The organism is Aquimixticola soesokkakensis (assembly GCF_900172375.1).
Classification (GTDB): domain Bacteria; phylum Pseudomonadota; class Alphaproteobacteria; order Rhodobacterales; family Rhodobacteraceae; genus Aquimixticola; species Aquimixticola soesokkakensis.
Window position 1 is genome coordinate 279,550 of the sequence record NZ_FWFS01000001.1, and the last position, 14,744, is coordinate 294,293.

Genomic DNA, 14,744 nt, shown 5'->3' on the forward strand with positions numbered 1-14,744 from the left:
ACTGCGGGGAGGCGAGGCGGAAATCGCTCACACCAACTGTGGGTCCGTCGGGGAAGGAGGGGAGAGGACGGGCGATGGTGGGACCAGAAGCGCACGGTAGCGCCGCGCAAGTGTTTCGTCGCTGAACCCTTGGCGGGCAAAATCCTGCGCAGCACGGGCGACTTTGGCACGCGCATCGGGGTTGTCGCGCAGGGCGCGCATCTGGGCGGCGGCGTGATCCAGATCCGGCTCTGCCCAGCGATGCCCTGCCTCGACATAGAGGTAGGCGGCCTTGGGCACCGCCGTGAGGCGGTAGTCCACCAGATAGGCCGTTTGGGGCGTGCTGAACGCAAGGTTGCCCGAATAGGCCGTGCAAATCACCGGACAGCCAAGCGCCATGGCTTCGAGCATTCCAAAGCCCCAGCCCTCTGCGCGGTGTAGCGACACATAGGCGTCACTGCCTGCGATCATCTTGCGGATGGTGTCGCGATCCAGCGTGGCATCGACCAGCGTGATGCGTGGATCCTGGGCAATTTCGGCGTCGATTTGCGCCCAAAGCGCGGCCTGTGCCGGATCAAAAGCCTGCTGGCGGTTGTGAGTTTTGAGCACCAGTCTCTCGGTCCCGCTTGTGTCGCGAAACGCTAGACGGAAGGCGCGGATCGCCGCAAGCGGGTTCTTGCGATCAATGAAGGAGAAACTGTCAAAGGTGACGAGAAAGACAAAATCGCTCGCTTGCACGCTGGTCTGGGCAACAAGCGTTGCGCGCCCGTCATCGAATGCGATTTTTTCAGGCATATCAAAGCCCATGCCGGCAACGCGCACGGGCGTGCGGGTGTGGTTTTCCAAAGCGGTGCGGCCAAAATCGGAGGCGACCCAAAGTTCGTCAACCAGAGCCATGCCAAGGGTCTGGCATCTGGCGGGGGCGTCGAGTTCCCAAAAGACATAGGCGATCGTATGTGCGCCGGAAAATATGTCCGCAGGCGCGGCGTAGAGCAGCGGCAGGAGTTCGGCATTGATGTGTAGCAGATTGACCGGCGCCCGCGCCGCCGTGGCAAAGGAGCGCGGCGCGTCGATTGTCGGCGTCGGGTCATTGGGGGAGCTGTCCACACTGCGCACCGCAAGCCGGGCGCTGTGCAAAATCCGCTCCGACAGGCGCGCGGCCTCGCCAAGTCCGGAGGCCCGCGACAGCGGTCCGACCAGTTGGATGTCGTCGCCACAAGGGGCGAGGTCGCGGCAGGTGGCGGCAGCCAGCCGGTCACCGCGCGCGCTGAATGTCAGCGGTGCCAGCGTGTCGCAATCCACCCCGCCTGCCCGCAGAAGCTGGCGCAGCCGCAGCGCGGTTGCGCTGTGGGGGGGCTGGGCAGGGTCGAGCCTGTCGAGAAACCGGTCGAGCGTGGTGTCGTGCGGTGTCAGGCAGCGCCGCACCAGAGCGCCGGGAAGAAAGCGCAAGCTGTCGGGGCGCACCGCCGCGCGCAGCATCAGCGCCAGCGACAGCGTTTCGCGCCCGCTGACCTGTGTCAGATCCAGCCGTGACAGCGCAGGGGTAGCGGCGTGGCACTCTTGCATGTAGCGGGTGAGCGGCCACTCGGCGCAGGGCCGGACAATCGCGCTTTGGGCCTGCGTCTGCGCATCGGTAACGAGGCAATCCGCCACCCGCAACGCGGGGGCCAGCCGCTCCACCCACTCGAAACAATCGCCGCTTTGGGTGCCGAATTTCGGGGCCAATGCGGCTTGGGCGGCACTTTCGCCGCGCTCTGTGCTCTCGGCATTCAGCGCCGCGATTTCGCCGCTCGCCAAAGGTGCAACGCCGGGCAGGCAGGCCCGCGCCTGCAGGAGGTATTGCGCAAGACCCTCGATCCGCTCGGGCGGGGATGGCAGGCGGTCTTTGTCTTGCAAATAGGCGGCAAAGGCATTGAGGCTGTCGGGGGCCGCGGGGTCACTGGGCGCGACAAGCGGCGCGTGGCGCGGCAAGTCGGGCGCGGCCCCGAGCGGCGCAAGCGGCTGGTCAGCGGCCGCGCGCAGCAGAATGCGGCTGGCACTCAGGCTGCGGGCAAGGGCGGAGTCGCGGCGTCGGGGGCGCTGTTGGCGCGGCGCGGCAAGGCTTCCGAGGGGAAAGGGGACCTTTGCAAGCGTGCGCAGGTGCAACTGGACCTCGCCCCGGGCATAGGCATCGGCAATCGCAGCGGGGATTTCGAAGGAAAATCCGCAGCGCCCGTCCCCGATGCCACGCGCGGCCACATCGGCGCGGCTCTGATTGGCGGGCGCGGCCTCAAGCAGGGCGTCATCGACGAACACTCCGACGATCAGCGTGGTGGCGCTTTGGGTGTCGCAGACCCACCCCCGCAGGCAAAAAGGCGCATTCGGGGTCCTGTTCAACAGGCTTTGCGGTGTTGTTTCGAGGTAGCCGCGCAGCGTGCGGGTCGCGCCGAAGCGAAGCCTGCTGCGCAAAAGGAAGCGCCCGACCTTGCGCGAAAGTCGGGCGTTTCCAGAGTGTGTCAGTCTCCCAAACGGCACGGCGGGAGTTATCCGATCAGGTCGTAGTCGGACTTCGCCATCAGTTCGGCCAATTGGGCGACGGTCATCGTTGCGGTCCAGCCAAGCTTTTCCTTGGCTTTGGTCGCATCGCCGATCAGCAAGTCAACCTCGGCGGGGCGGAAGAACTTTTCGCTTACTTCCACCACGGTCGCACCGGTTTTGGTGTTGATCGCTTTTTCGTCGACGCCTTCGCCGGTCCATTCGAGCGGCAGATCGAGCGCGGCGGCGGCCGATGTCACGAAATCACGGATGGTGGTCGTCACATTGGTCGACAGGACGTAAACGTCGGGTTTGTCCTGTTGCAGCATCCGCCACATGCCATCCACATAATCGCCCGCAAAGCCCCAGTCACGACGCGCATCCATGTTGCCCAGCACCAAAGGTGTGTCGCTGCCGCGCGCGATGGCGGCCAGTGCCAGCGTCGCTTTGCGGGTCACGAATTCTTTGCCCCGCAGCGGGCTTTCGTGGTTGAACAGAATGCCCGAGGAGGCATGCAGATCAAAGCTTTCGGCGTAGTTCATCGTGATGTAGTGGCCGTAGACCTTGGCAACACCATAGGGCGAGCGCGGGTGCAGCAGGGTGGTTTCCTTTTGCGGAACCTCATGCACAAGCCCGAACATTTCCGAGGTGGAGGCCTGATAGAAGCGCGTGTGCGAGGAGAAGGTGCGGATCGCGTCCAGAATGCGCAACACACCCAGACCGTTCACATCGGCGGCGTAATGGGGTTGGTCCCAGGACGAGCCCACAAAGCTTTGAGCGGCAAGGTTGTAGAATTCGTCATACTGGCCGTCGCGCACAAGACGGTTGATGTTGTTGATCTCGCTCAGATCGAATTCGTGCAGCTGGACGTCATCGGTGACCCCCAAGCGGTTGAGACGCTCGGTGAAGGGATGGGAGATGCGACGGACACCCCCGTGGACTTCATACCCTTTTGCGAGTAGCAGCTGCGCGAGATACGCGCCGTCCTGACCCGTAATACCCGAAATAAACGCTTTCTTCACAAGAACGGTCCTTTTGGTTTAGTAAATTTCTTGGTCTCGTCGGGCATCAGGAATACGCAGCGAGCAGAGTTAATGCAACGCGATATTGGTCGTTTGGGGCCTGAGCGTCGAGTTTTGGAAAGACTGTGTCATGGCGTCGATTCCGGTCCTGTTTCGGGCTTATCTGAGATATGAGGGCCTCAACCTCAAGTTGAGCGCCCCGCGGGATTCCAAAGCTCTTGGCGCGCTCCGCGAGAGGGGCGTCACGATCACCTCGATCTGCCTGCAAGACCACCGCACGCAGGTTCAGGGCGTGGTTTCACCTGATGCAGGGGCGGTTTCGATCACCGCACGAGGGGCCGAGGCCTTTCCCCGCCGTTTGGGCGCGGGGGATTTTTCGCTCTCCTTTCCGGGGCGTGTCGCCGCATTTGTCGTCACGGGCGACCCTGCCCAAAACGCCACAGCATTCGCGCTGCGGGGCGTCGCGTGGGGCGGGTTCGCTGTGGCGCGACTGCGTATGATGGGGCAGTTTGCGGGCCGGATGATCGGCGTACTTCCGCAGGTTTGGCACTTCTTGCGCGGCGAAGATCCGCTGATCCGCGAGCGTCTGAAGTTCGCGATGGGGCTTGTGCGCTTTGCCAACGCAAATGCGCTTGATCCACGGGTCCTCATGCGCGGCGACAGCACAGCCGATTGCCCGTTCGATCGGGTGGCGGTCGTGGTGCCCGTCTATAATTCCCTGAGCGATGTCCAGGACTGTCTCCAGCGGCTTCTGGCACACACGGATCTGGCGCTGCGCGTCTGCCTTGTCGAAGATGCCTCAAGCGATCCGCAGGTGCGCCCGTGGTTGCGCGACTGGCATGCGGCGCTGCCTTGCGAGCAGCGCAGGACGGTCGATGTGTTGGAAAATCCGCATAACCTCGGGTTCATCGGGTCGGTCAATCGCGGTATTGCCCATCTGCGCGACACCGCACGCGCGGGTGTCAGCGAGCCGGTGGTGCTGCTCAACACAGATGCGATGGTTCCGCAGAACTGGGCCACGCGCTTGTTGGCCCCATTGGCGGACGAAAATGTGGCCTCCGTCACGCCGTTTTCCAACGATGCCGAACTGATGTCGGTGCCGCTGATTTGTGCGCGCCGCGCTTTGGGCAGTGCGCAGGTCAGTGCCGATGCTGTTGCGCAGGCGGTGGACCTGCGCGCGGCCCAAATCCCGCGCGCCGTGGCCGTGCTTGAGGTGATCACCGGCGTTGGTTTTTGCATGGCGCTCTCGCCGCGGGCGCTGGCGCTGGAACCCGCTTTTGATCCGGCCTTCGGGCGCGGCTATGGGGAGGAAGTGGATTGGTGCCAGAAGCTGCGCGCGCGCGGGCTGCGCCATGTGTCCACCGCCCAGCTTTTTGTGGAACATCGCGGCGGTGCCTCGTTCGGATCGGCGGATAAAGCGGCGCTTTTGGCGCAGAACGGCGCGATCATTGCCAAACGCTACGTCGGGTACGACGCCGAGGTGGCGCGCGCCATTGCCGATGACGCGCAGGCCAGCCAGCGCATGGTTCTGGGATTGGCGATGGCGGCGGCGGAATGCGCCGGACGCGTTGCGGTCTTCGTGGCGCATAGTTTAGGGGGCGGCGCGGAGCACGATCTGCAAAAGCGCCTTGCCCGCTGCATCGCGCGCAGCGGCCATGCGGTGGTGCTGCGCATTGGCGGGCCGACCGCCTGGCGGGTGGAACTGTGTTCGGCGCAGGGACAAGTGGTGGTGCTTTCGCAAGACACCGCGGCGGTGATTGACCTGTTGTCCGATATCACCGCCCCCCAAGTGGTCTATAACTGCGCCGTTGGGGCGACTGCACCCCAAGATGTTGTGGCCTTGATGCGCAGTCTCGGGGCGCGTGGCGATCTTTGCATTTTGATGCATGATTTCTACCCGCTCTCGCCCTCGTTCAATCTTTTGGACAGCGACGGGATATATCGCGGGGTTCCCCTGGTCGGGGGCGCAAGCGACGCGGCGCATGATTTCGACGCCGGTCTGGGGTTGTCAGACTGGCGCGCCCTGTGGGGCGGGTTGTTGGCGCAGGCGCGTGAGATCGAAGTGTTCTCACAGTCCAGCGCTGCGATCGTCGCAGAGGTCTATCCCGACAGTGCCGCGCAGATCGTTGTACGCCCGCACAATTGTGACCAGTTGCCCAAGCGTCTGAGCGCGCCGCGCCGCGCCACGGGGGCACCGCTTGTTGTCGGGGTTCTGGGCAATATCGGCCCGCAAAAAGGCGCGCAGGTCCTGCGTGCGCTTTGCCAACAGATAGCGCTTGCGCAGGTGCCGATGAAGCTGGTGATCATCGGGGATGTCGACCCGCGCTATGATTTACCCGGAGCCAAGGTTCACGGGGCCTATCGTCTGGGCGATATCGAGCAGCTCGTGAACCAGTACGGGATCAGCCGGTGGTTGATGCCCTCGATCTGGCCCGAGACCTTTTGCTTTACGGTCCACGAGATGCTCGCGACGGGTCTGCCTGTGCTGGGCTTTGATTTGGGGGCGCAGGCCGAAGCGCTGCGTGCCTTTGGTCTGGCGGACAATTTGATGCCTGTGCCGCGCAGTGACACGGATGTGCAGCGTCTGATTGCGCGCCTGGAAGTTCTGTCCTGAGGTCTTGCGATGCGTTAGCGTTCGTTGATCAGGAAATGTTCTTCGCGCCGGATCAGCAGAAGGCCGATCAGCAAGGTGGTGAGCGAAAACAGGTACACATAGAGCGGCGAGACGTATTCCCCCGCATAAGAGGCGTAAAACGCCTGGCGCGACATGCCAACCACATGCACCAGCGGGTTGTACCAGAGGATGTTCTGAAAACGGTCGGGGATGGCGTCAAATAAAAACACCGCCCCGCACAGCAGGAACATCGGGCGCATGATGATGGACCAGATGCGTTGATAGATGGGAAACCGCGTCGTGAGATAGCAGTTGAGCGTTCCCATTCCCAAGGCAAGCAGGGCAACAACCGCATAGGTTTCCGTGACCCGCGGCAGGTCGGGGACAAGCTGCGTGTCCCAACACAACATGATGCCGATCAGCAGAATATAGACGACCATCAACTGAGTAATCGTCGCCAGAATAAAACGGGCCAGCAAGGCGTAGACGACATTGACCTTGGGGTAGGTCAGAAGAGGACGCGAAAAGTTGATTGATTGCGACAGTTTGTTGGTGATTTCGACGAACATCAAAAACGGCAACAAACCCGTGGCATAGAAAATTGGAAAATTGCGCCCCAGTGCGGGGGACGCAAAGGTCAGCGAAAACACAAGTGTCAAAAGCGCAATGCCCAGCGCAGGTTCGAGCACCGCCCAGATATAGCCGCCGGGATTGCGACCATAGGTTGTCACCATTTCACGCAAGATCAGCGCGCCGATCCTGCGTCCGCCGGGGAACAGCAGGCGGTGCGGCTTACGAGTGCGCGCTTGTGGCAAAGGGAGCATCGACAACCCAATCTGTGTTCGGCCCAATTCTGACTTCATCGTGTAGCGTGCATGGCGCCGGGGATGCAACTGTTCTGGTATTCGAGCGGTCTAGGCGCTAAGCGGGGGGTGGACCTCGACAGTATAGAGATTGCTTTATGGCGAACGACAATGCGCCCGGCCCAGCCGCACAGCCCGCAAAACCCGCTGCCAAGGCGGCGGCTAAACCTGCGCCTGCACAGGCGGCGGGCGGCGGGGCGCAACCCGCTGGACAGGCTGCGCCTGCACAACAGCCGCCTTCCAACCAACGCCCCAATCCAAACCAGCCGCCCGCGCAAAAAGCCGGTCCCAACGCCGGTCCAAATGCAGGCGCAAATGCAGGCCAGCCCCCCCGTCCGGCCCCATCCGCCGTGGCGCGTTTGAAAATGGCAGGTCCGGCGCAGGTGCGCAGCCGTCACCGCTGGATTTTGGGTAGCTTTCTGGCCATCGTGGCGCTTCCGGCTTTGGTGATCGGACTGTATCTGTGGCTTGTCGCGGAGGATCAATTTGCCTCGACGGTCGGATTTTCGGTGCGAAGCGAGGAATCGACCTCTGCGCTTGATATCCTTGGCGGTCTGACCTCCGTTTCTGGCTCCAGTTCCTCGGACATGGGCATTTTGTATGAATATCTGCGCAGTCAGGAATTGATCGCCGAGATGAATGCGGAAATCGGTATCGCGCAAATGTGGGCCAAACCCGAACATGATTTCTGGTTTGCGTTTCGCATGGGCGGCACCATCGAGGATCTGATGGCCTACTGGCAGCGGATGATCGAGGTGCAATACGACAGCTCGGGCGGGTTGATCGAAGTGCGCGTTCTGGCCTTTGCGCCCGAGGATGCGACGCTCATCGCCCAGACCCTGTTCGAAAAATGTGCGCAGATGGTCAATGAGCTGTCTGCCATCGGGCGCGAGGATTCCGTGCGTTATGCGCGCGAGGATCTGAACCTGTCACTGGACCGCCTCAAAGAAGCACGCAGCGCGATGACGTTGTTTCGCAACGACAATTTGTTGGTCGATCCGACAGCCGATGCCCAGCTTCAGATCAGTGTGATCGCGACCCTCTCCCAACAGTTGACCGAAGCCCGTGTCGAGCTTGAGCTGTTGCGCGATAACTCCAGTGATACCGACCCGCGTGTCGCTTCAGCGCAGCGCCGCGTCGATGTGATCGAGCAGCAGATTGCCGAACAGCGCGGGACCTTCCGTTCAGGGCAAACCGGCGGACGCCCTCTGGCTGATATTATTAACGAATACGAAGGCCTGCAGGTCGATCACGAATTCGCGCAAACCACCTATTTGGCGGCGCTTACCGCCTATGATTCCGCGCTTGCCGAAGCGCAACGCAAAAGCCGCTATCTGGGGGCCTATGTTTTGCCAACGCTGGCCGAGCGCGCACAATTCCCCCAGCGCGGGGTGTTGTTGGCGCTCGCAACGCTGTTCCTGTTCCTGACCTGGTCGATCGGATTGCTGATCAGTTACTCGCTGCGAGACCGAAAGTAGGGGCGATGATCCGTCTTGAAAACCTGACCAAATCCTACCTGCTCAAAGGCCATCGCAAGCTGGTCGCGGACAACATCAACTGTGTCTTTCCAACCGGGGCGTCCGTTGCGCTTTTGGGACGCAACGGGGCAGGGAAATCGACCTTGTTGCGCATGATTGCAGGCACGGAATCGCCCACGTCTGGGCGGATCACCTCAACGGGCACGATTTCATGGCCCGTCGGCTTTGCCGGCTCGTTTCACGGAGATCTGACAGGCGCGCAAAATGCGCGGTTTGTGGCACGGATTTACGATGTGGATACGGATGAGGTCGTCGCCTTTGTGGAGGCCTTTGCCGGTCTGGGCGACCATTTCCATCAACCGTTTCGATCCTATTCCTCGGGCATGCGGTCGCGCCTTGCCTTTGGTGTGTCTATGGCCATTCCCTTTGATACCTATCTGGTGGATGAAATCACCGCTGTGGGCGATGGCAACTTTCGCCATCAAAGTTCGGTGCTGTTTCGCGAGCGGATGAAAACGGCCGGTGCGGTGGTTGTGAGTCACTCGATGGGACAGGTGATGGAGCTTTGCAATGCCGCAGCGGTGCTTGAGGATGGTCATCTGGTCTATTACGAAGACGTGCGTGAAGCGATCCGTCACCACGAGCGCAATATGAAAGCTCTCTAAAGTGGGCGGGGGGCTACAGCCGCCCCGTTGCCGCAGCGAGGCGCAGCGCAAAGGTCCCCGTGGCGCTTTGGCGGTGAACGCCGTGGCGCAACAGGCTGGCCAGCGGTTTCGTGCCGCCCCGTTGAAAGGCTGCGCACAGGTCGCGCACCATGGCCGCGCTTTCGGGGGTTAACAGCGCGCGCGAACGCTCCAGTGCCAGAAGCTGACCGCGCATCCAGCCCCCAAAGCCCGAATTCATCACGATGCGAATCCGTTGCAGCCGCGCGGCAAGGCTGTTGTGCGCCCCGATCCAGTTGCCGCCATGTTGGCGATACAGCAGCATGGCGCGCGGATCGAGCAGCACATCCGCCCCCGTTCCCGTAAAGAGTTGATACAAAAACCAGTCGTGAAAAGCGATGCCCTGCGGCGTGCCCGCGCGGGCAAGTTCCACCGGCGTCAAGGCGCGGCGCACAAGGTCGAGTCCCTTGGCATTCAGGGTCGCGCTGTGACCACTCACGGCATTCTGGCACAGGGCGTGGCGAAAATCGGGCCGTTCGGGGGGCGGGCGCGATGTGCCCAGCTCAACGAGGTTGCGATCCACGTGCAGGCTACCCGCACCGTAGACGGCGGGGCCGGTGCTTGTTTTGAGGGCGGCGATTGCCCGCGCGATTTTGGTGTTCAGCCAAACGTCGTCCTGATCCGACAAGAATGTCGTCTGGCGCGGCAGATCGGGATGGGCAAGCAGGGACAGGTAATTGGCGGCAAAGCCGCGTTTGGGGCCTGCGACCAGATGCACGGCGTTGCGGCCCTGCATCTCGGTTTGAAAGGCGCTTAGGATCGCGCGCGTGTCGTCATCCGACCCGTCGTCCGACACCCAAAGGCTCCAGTCGCGGTGGGTTTGTGCGACGTAGCTGTCAAGCTGTTGACGCAGGTAGGGGGCACCGTTGAACGTGCACAGAAGGATCGTCACCGGCCCTGTGGCTGGCGCGCTCTCGGGGGCAGCCTCCTGATCGGGCATATGTCCTCACGTGTAACCTGATGCGTTCTACCACGGCGCACGCCGGTGCGAAAGCACCGCGCCTGCCGCTTAAATCCCGATGAACGGTTGGATCAGGCGCGGAATGAGCGAGGTGAACTTCAACGGCGCATCGGTCGCCGCGAGGCAAATGCACGGCATGCCCGCTTCAGCGATGGGCGTGTGTTCGAGGTCTTCGTCCCCCGTTTCCACATCCCCGCGCAAAAACCGCCCCGTTTCGTCCGAAAACGCGCCCTGCAGCACCATCGTCAGCTCGAGACCGCCGTGGGTGTGGTCGGGCACGGCCATTCCGGCAGGAATATACAGCAAGCGCACGGACCCTTCGGCGGAATTTTGCAACACGGCCTGCTTGACGCCACCGCCGATCCTTTTCCACTTCACCGCATCGACACCACCGCCGACATAATCGAGCAGGGGGGCGGGAAAGACCGGATCGCTTGCACGCGGTGCCGGGTCGGTGTCCAGCACCATATCGTCCAGCTTCGCCATGACCTGCGCCAAAGCGTCCGGTGACATGGTGATCGCGTCTCCTCCGTCCTCGATCCGGTCGAACACGGTTTCAAGGACGGCCCCGCCGACGGCCTCATATCCGGCCACATCGGCGCGGCAGGCATCGCAAAGCGACACATGGCTTGCGACCACAAGTGCAAAAGGCTCTGGCAGCGTTCCTGCGGCATAGGCGGCAAGGACACTCGGGGTGATGTGATGTTTTACAGTCATGTCGTGTGCTTCGTCATTTCATGGCGCAACCGGTCCAGCCCCAGCCGGATGCGCGATTTTATGGTGCCAAGCGGCAGTCCGGTGACGACTGCAATCTGGGCATGGGTGAGGTCGCCAAAATAGGCGCGTTCGATGATATCGCGCTGGGCGTCGGGCAGGGTGCGCACGGCCTCGCGCAACACTGTTTCTTCCTGGGACATCGCCAGCGAGTCGGCGGCATCCGCTTGCGGTTCCATTCCCCAGGGCAGGTCCTCGGGTTCGGGTCTGCGCGCCTTGCGGATCGCGTCGATCTGCTTGTTGCGCAGGATGGTGAAAATCCATGTCGAGGCCGAGGCACGGCTGCCGTCGAATTTCGCGGCCTTTTGCCAAACCGTCGCGAGCGCCTCTTGTGCGGCCTCTTCTGCAAGCGCCTCCGAGGAGCCGCCGCGCATCAAGAATGCCTTGGCGCGGGGCGCGAAATGCCCGAACAGCGCTGCAAAGCTTTCCGCGCAGCGCTCGTCGCGAATGCGCTCCAAACAATGCGTCCAAGGGTCCACTTTGACGGTGTCGACATCCGCTTTGGTGATCGTTTCAGCTTGATCTTGCACGATATTGCATTGCCCTATCAAATCCCCACGTTGCACGCGCTGCACACGGATCTGATCCCCGAGAGGCGGGGCCAAAGGCGGCGGGGCGGAACGTCTCCGCAGATGATCATAAGGTGTTGTCATGGAATTGATACGCCAGATGCACGGGTTTGGATCACTTGATGGTCACTTTTTCCAAAGCGGCATCAGAGGCGGTGTCAAAACCTGTCGCCGCAGCGCGAGGCTGCGCGCGCATTCAAAGAATTTAAGATAAAATCAGGAAGATAGCGCTAAGAGTGAACCGAATGGCCCTGAGCGACGTAGCAAGGGTGTAAACCAACGGAGCCAGCCCTTGCCCTATGACCGTCTCTCCGCCGATAGCGCGGCATCCTCCTTGTCTGGTTCCTTGTCTGGTTCCTTGACTGGCTCCCAGTCTGGCCCCCTGTCTGGTGCGGGTCGCGGGCGACCGCGCATCGCCATCGTCGGTGCGGGGATTTCCGGCCTTGCGAGCGCCTATGAACTGAGCGCAACCCATGACGTGACCCTCCTCGAAGCGGCTCCGCGACTTGGCGGTCATGCGCGCACGGTTCTGGCGGGCAAGCGCGGCGATGTGCCGGTGGACACGGGGTTTATCGTGTTCAACTACCCCAATTACCCCAACCTCACGCGCATGTTCGATGCGCTCGACGTTCCGGTGAAGGAAAGCAACATGTCCTTTGCGGCCTCCATCGGGGGCGGGGCGCTGGAATACGGCCTGGGCAATCTGCCGGCGATGGTGGCGCAGAAACGCAACCTGCTGCGCCCGTCCTTTTACCGGCTGGCGCGCGACATCCTGCGCTTTAACAAAGGGGCCGAAGCGGCGGCGCAAGATGCCAGTCTGAGCCTTGGGGAGATGCTTGACGCGATGGGCTTGGGCGACTGGTTCCGGCGCTACTACCTGCTGCCGGTGTCCGGTGCGATCTGGTCCTCGACGCCCGAACAAATGAACGATTTCCCCGCCGCCTCCTTGGTGCAGTTCTTCCGCAACCATGCGCTGTTGAGCTATGACAATCACCAATGGCACACGGTTGACGGCGGCTCGATTGAATATGTGACCCGCATTGCGGCAGCGATCGGGGCGGCGGGCGGTGTGATCCGCACAGGCACGCCCGTCGAGGGGGTACTGCGCGATGCGCAGGGGGTGCGCATCCGGATGAAAGGCGATTGGGAGGCCTTTGACGAGGTGATTTTTGCCTGCCATTCCGACGACGCCCTGCGGCTGTTGGGCGATGCCAGCGCCGCCGAGGAACACACGCTGGGCCGGCTGACCTATCAGGACAACCGCGCGGTGCTGCATTGCGATGCACGCCTGATGCCCAAGCGCAAAAAGGTCTGGTCATCGTGGAATTTCCTGTCGCCCGAGGACCAGCCGATGCCAGCGATTGCGCTGACCTACTGGATGAACATGTTGCAAGGCATCGACGAGAGCGATCCGTTGTTCCTGTCGCTCAACCCTTGCCTGCCGATCCGCGACGAGACCATCTTTGACGAGGCCTCCTTTCGGCATCCGGTGTTCGACCGCGCCGCGATTGAAGCCCAGCGTGATCTGCCCGACATTCAGGGGGTCAATCGCACGTGGTTTTGCGGGGCCTATGCGCGCTGGGGGTTTCACGAGGATGGCTATGCCTCGGCGATGACCGTGGTGCAGGCGCTGCGCAGCCGCGCGGCAAACGCGGTATTGGAGGCCGCCGAGTGATGCAAAACTTTGTGCCCGCGCATACGTTTCACAAGCGCCACGGCGCCCCGCGACGCGGGCCTGCGAATGCCTTTCGCTATTCCGTGGATTACGTGCTGGTGGACCTTGCCAAAAGCCATGAATGGCCAAGCCTCCTGCGCCACAACAGCATGGGCCTGTTCCAGATTCGCGACCGTGATCACGGCGGTGTGCGCGGCAACGGGGATGGCTTGGACTGGGTGCACATGGTCCTTGCGGCGCGGGGCTTTGATTTTGACGACGCGCAGATCCTGCTGCTGACCCAACCGCGCATGGCCGGGTATCTGTTCAATCCGGTGTCCTTTTGGCTGGTGATGCAGGAGGGGCTGCGGGTTGTGATCGCCGAGGTGAATAACACCATGGGCGAGCGGCACAGCTACATTTGCCATCATACCGATCTGCGCGCCATCGAGGCGGGCGATACGTTGGTTGCGCAAAAAGTGTTCCACGTCTCACCGTTTCAGGATGTCGCGGGCCACTATGAATTCCGGTTCGATCTGGCCGAGGGGCATGTCGGCGTGCGCATTGATTTTCGCCATGACGTGGACGGTGTGGTTGGTGGTCTGGTGGCGACGCTGGCGGGTCCGCGCGAGGCACTGAGCAACCGCGCCCTGTTGCACTCGATGCTGCGCCGCCCCCTTGGCTCCTTGCGCGCGACTGTGCTGATCCATTGGCAGGCAATTATTCTGGCGCTCAAGGGCGCGCGTTTCTTTCGGCGTCCCGAGCCGCCCGAGGATGAGGTCACAGGAGGCCCTGCATGAGTGCGCATAAAAACCAAGGCCCCACAAAGCTGGCGGGCAAGACCTACTGGATCGTCGGGGCCAGCGAAGGGCTGGGGCGGGCGGTTGCCGAACGTCTTGACCAGGAGGGCGCGCAGCTTGTGCTGTCGGCGCGCTCGACCGAGCGCCTTGTCAGCCTTGCCCGGGATATGGCGCAGGCGCGGGTGGTGCCTGTCGATGTGACCGATCTGGCCAGTGTCGAGGCCGCGGTTCTGGAGGCAGGCACGGTCGACGGGCTGATTTACATGGCCGGCACCTACGAGCCGATGGCGGCGCAAAACTGGGACGCGGCGCAGGTCGAACAAATGGCCGACACCAACTACATGGGTGCTTTGCGCGTCATCGGACGGGTGTTGCCGGCCATGGTCAAGCGCGACGCGGGGCATATCGTGATCACCGGATCGCTGACGGGCTATCGTGGCTTGCCGGGGGAAATCGGATACGGAGCGTCGAAATCGGCCCTGCGCCACCTTGCCGAAGATATGCGCTGCGATCTGTGGCAAACCGGGGTGAAAGTGCAGCTTGTGATGCCCGGTTTCATTCGCACGCGTCTGACCGACAAGAACGACTTTGCCATGCCCGGTCTGATGGACCCCGAAGAGGCGGCGGAAATCATCGTGACGGCGATGAAGGGCCGCGCGTTCAAGCGGGATTTCCCGCGCTGGTTTTCGTGGGTCTTTCGCGCAGGGCGTCTTTTGCCGCAGGGGCTGTATCAGCGTTTGTTTGCTGGCTAGGCAATCGGCGCAATCGGTGCTTTGCACGCGCTGGGAACACGC

The 14,744-nt window shown here is 62.3% G+C and carries 12 protein-coding genes; 6 read left to right on the top strand and 6 right to left on the bottom strand.

Annotated elements, in window-relative coordinates:
- Positions 1 to 27: 27 nt before the first annotated feature.
- Together AQS8620_RS01330 and gmd are read right to left on the bottom strand one after the other, a co-directional pair.
- Entirely contained in the window at positions 28 to 2,427 is a 2,400-nt protein-coding gene (locus AQS8620_RS01330) for a glycosyltransferase (protein WP_085835016.1), read from the bottom strand.
- 74 nt (positions 2,428 to 2,501) lie between these two features.
- Positions 2,502 to 3,515 (bottom strand): GDP-mannose 4,6-dehydratase, encoded by a 1,014-nt coding sequence (gene gmd / locus AQS8620_RS01335; protein WP_085835017.1) that lies wholly within the window; start codon positions 3,513 to 3,515, stop codon positions 2,502 to 2,504.
- A gap of 130 nt (positions 3,516 to 3,645) precedes the next feature.
- Between gmd and AQS8620_RS01340 the strand changes: the two genes are divergently transcribed.
- Positions 3,646 to 6,129, top strand: coding sequence for a glycosyltransferase (locus tag AQS8620_RS01340; protein WP_085835018.1), 2,484 nt, complete (start codon positions 3,646 to 3,648; stop codon positions 6,127 to 6,129).
- A 14-nt stretch (positions 6,130 to 6,143) separates the two neighbouring features.
- Here AQS8620_RS01340 and AQS8620_RS01345 read toward each other — a convergent pair whose 3' ends face one another.
- Positions 6,144 to 6,953 carry an ABC transporter permease gene (locus AQS8620_RS01345; RefSeq protein ID WP_085835019.1) on the bottom strand — a complete coding sequence of 270 codons (810 nt, stop codon included), beginning with the start codon at positions 6,951 to 6,953 and terminating at the stop codon, positions 6,144 to 6,146.
- 137 nt (positions 6,954 to 7,090) lie between these two features.
- Between AQS8620_RS01345 and AQS8620_RS01350 the strand changes: the two genes are divergently transcribed.
- Both AQS8620_RS01350 and AQS8620_RS01355 read left to right on the top strand, forming a co-directional pair.
- Positions 7,091 to 8,470, top strand: coding sequence for a KpsE/RkpR family capsule polysaccharide export protein (locus AQS8620_RS01350; protein ID WP_085835020.1), 1,380 nt, complete (start codon positions 7,091 to 7,093; stop codon positions 8,468 to 8,470).
- Between the two features lie 5 nt (positions 8,471 to 8,475).
- Positions 8,476 to 9,135: an ABC transporter ATP-binding protein gene (locus AQS8620_RS01355; protein ID WP_085835021.1), complete on the top strand. Its 660-nt coding sequence runs from the start codon at positions 8,476 to 8,478 to the stop codon at positions 9,133 to 9,135.
- Positions 9,136 to 9,148: 13 nt separating this feature from the next.
- Here the strand turns inward: AQS8620_RS01355 and AQS8620_RS01360 are convergent, their stop codons facing one another.
- The 3 genes from AQS8620_RS01360 to AQS8620_RS01370 all read right to left on the bottom strand — a co-directional run bounded on the left by AQS8620_RS01360 (position 9,149) and on the right by AQS8620_RS01370 (position 11,457).
- Positions 9,149 to 10,132 carry a glycosyltransferase gene (locus AQS8620_RS01360; RefSeq protein ID WP_085835022.1) on the bottom strand — a complete coding sequence of 328 codons (984 nt, stop codon included), beginning with the start codon at positions 10,130 to 10,132 and terminating at the stop codon, positions 9,149 to 9,151.
- 69 nt (positions 10,133 to 10,201) lie between these two features.
- Complete coding sequence (locus tag AQS8620_RS01365; RefSeq protein ID WP_085835023.1) at positions 10,202 to 10,870, bottom strand: ChrR family anti-sigma-E factor; 669 nt, start codon at positions 10,868 to 10,870, stop codon at positions 10,202 to 10,204.
- Positions 10,867 to 11,457 (bottom strand): sigma-70 family RNA polymerase sigma factor, encoded by a 591-nt coding sequence (locus tag AQS8620_RS01370; RefSeq protein WP_306345898.1) that lies wholly within the window; start codon positions 11,455 to 11,457, stop codon positions 10,867 to 10,869. Before AQS8620_RS01370 ends, AQS8620_RS01365 begins: the two co-directional genes overlap by 4 nt.
- Before the next feature lie 397 nt (positions 11,458 to 11,854).
- Here AQS8620_RS01370 and AQS8620_RS01375 point away from each other — a divergent pair, with 397 nt between their 5' ends.
- The 3 genes from AQS8620_RS01375 to AQS8620_RS01385 are packed head-to-tail and all read left to right on the top strand — an operon-like array spanning position 11,855 to position 14,702.
- A complete protein-coding gene (locus tag AQS8620_RS01375) occupies positions 11,855 to 13,171 on the top strand; it encodes an NAD(P)/FAD-dependent oxidoreductase (RefSeq protein ID WP_234990343.1) in 1,317 nt (438 codons plus the stop codon).
- Positions 13,171 to 13,950, top strand: coding sequence for a DUF1365 domain-containing protein (locus AQS8620_RS01380; RefSeq protein ID WP_085835025.1), 780 nt, complete (start codon positions 13,171 to 13,173; stop codon positions 13,948 to 13,950). The genes AQS8620_RS01375 and AQS8620_RS01380 overlap by 1 nt, the downstream gene beginning before the upstream one ends.
- Entirely contained in the window at positions 13,947 to 14,702 is a 756-nt protein-coding gene (locus AQS8620_RS01385) for an SDR family NAD(P)-dependent oxidoreductase (RefSeq protein ID WP_085835026.1), read from the top strand. The genes AQS8620_RS01380 and AQS8620_RS01385 overlap by 4 nt, the downstream gene beginning before the upstream one ends.
- The last annotated feature ends 42 nt before the right edge of the window (positions 14,703 to 14,744 follow it).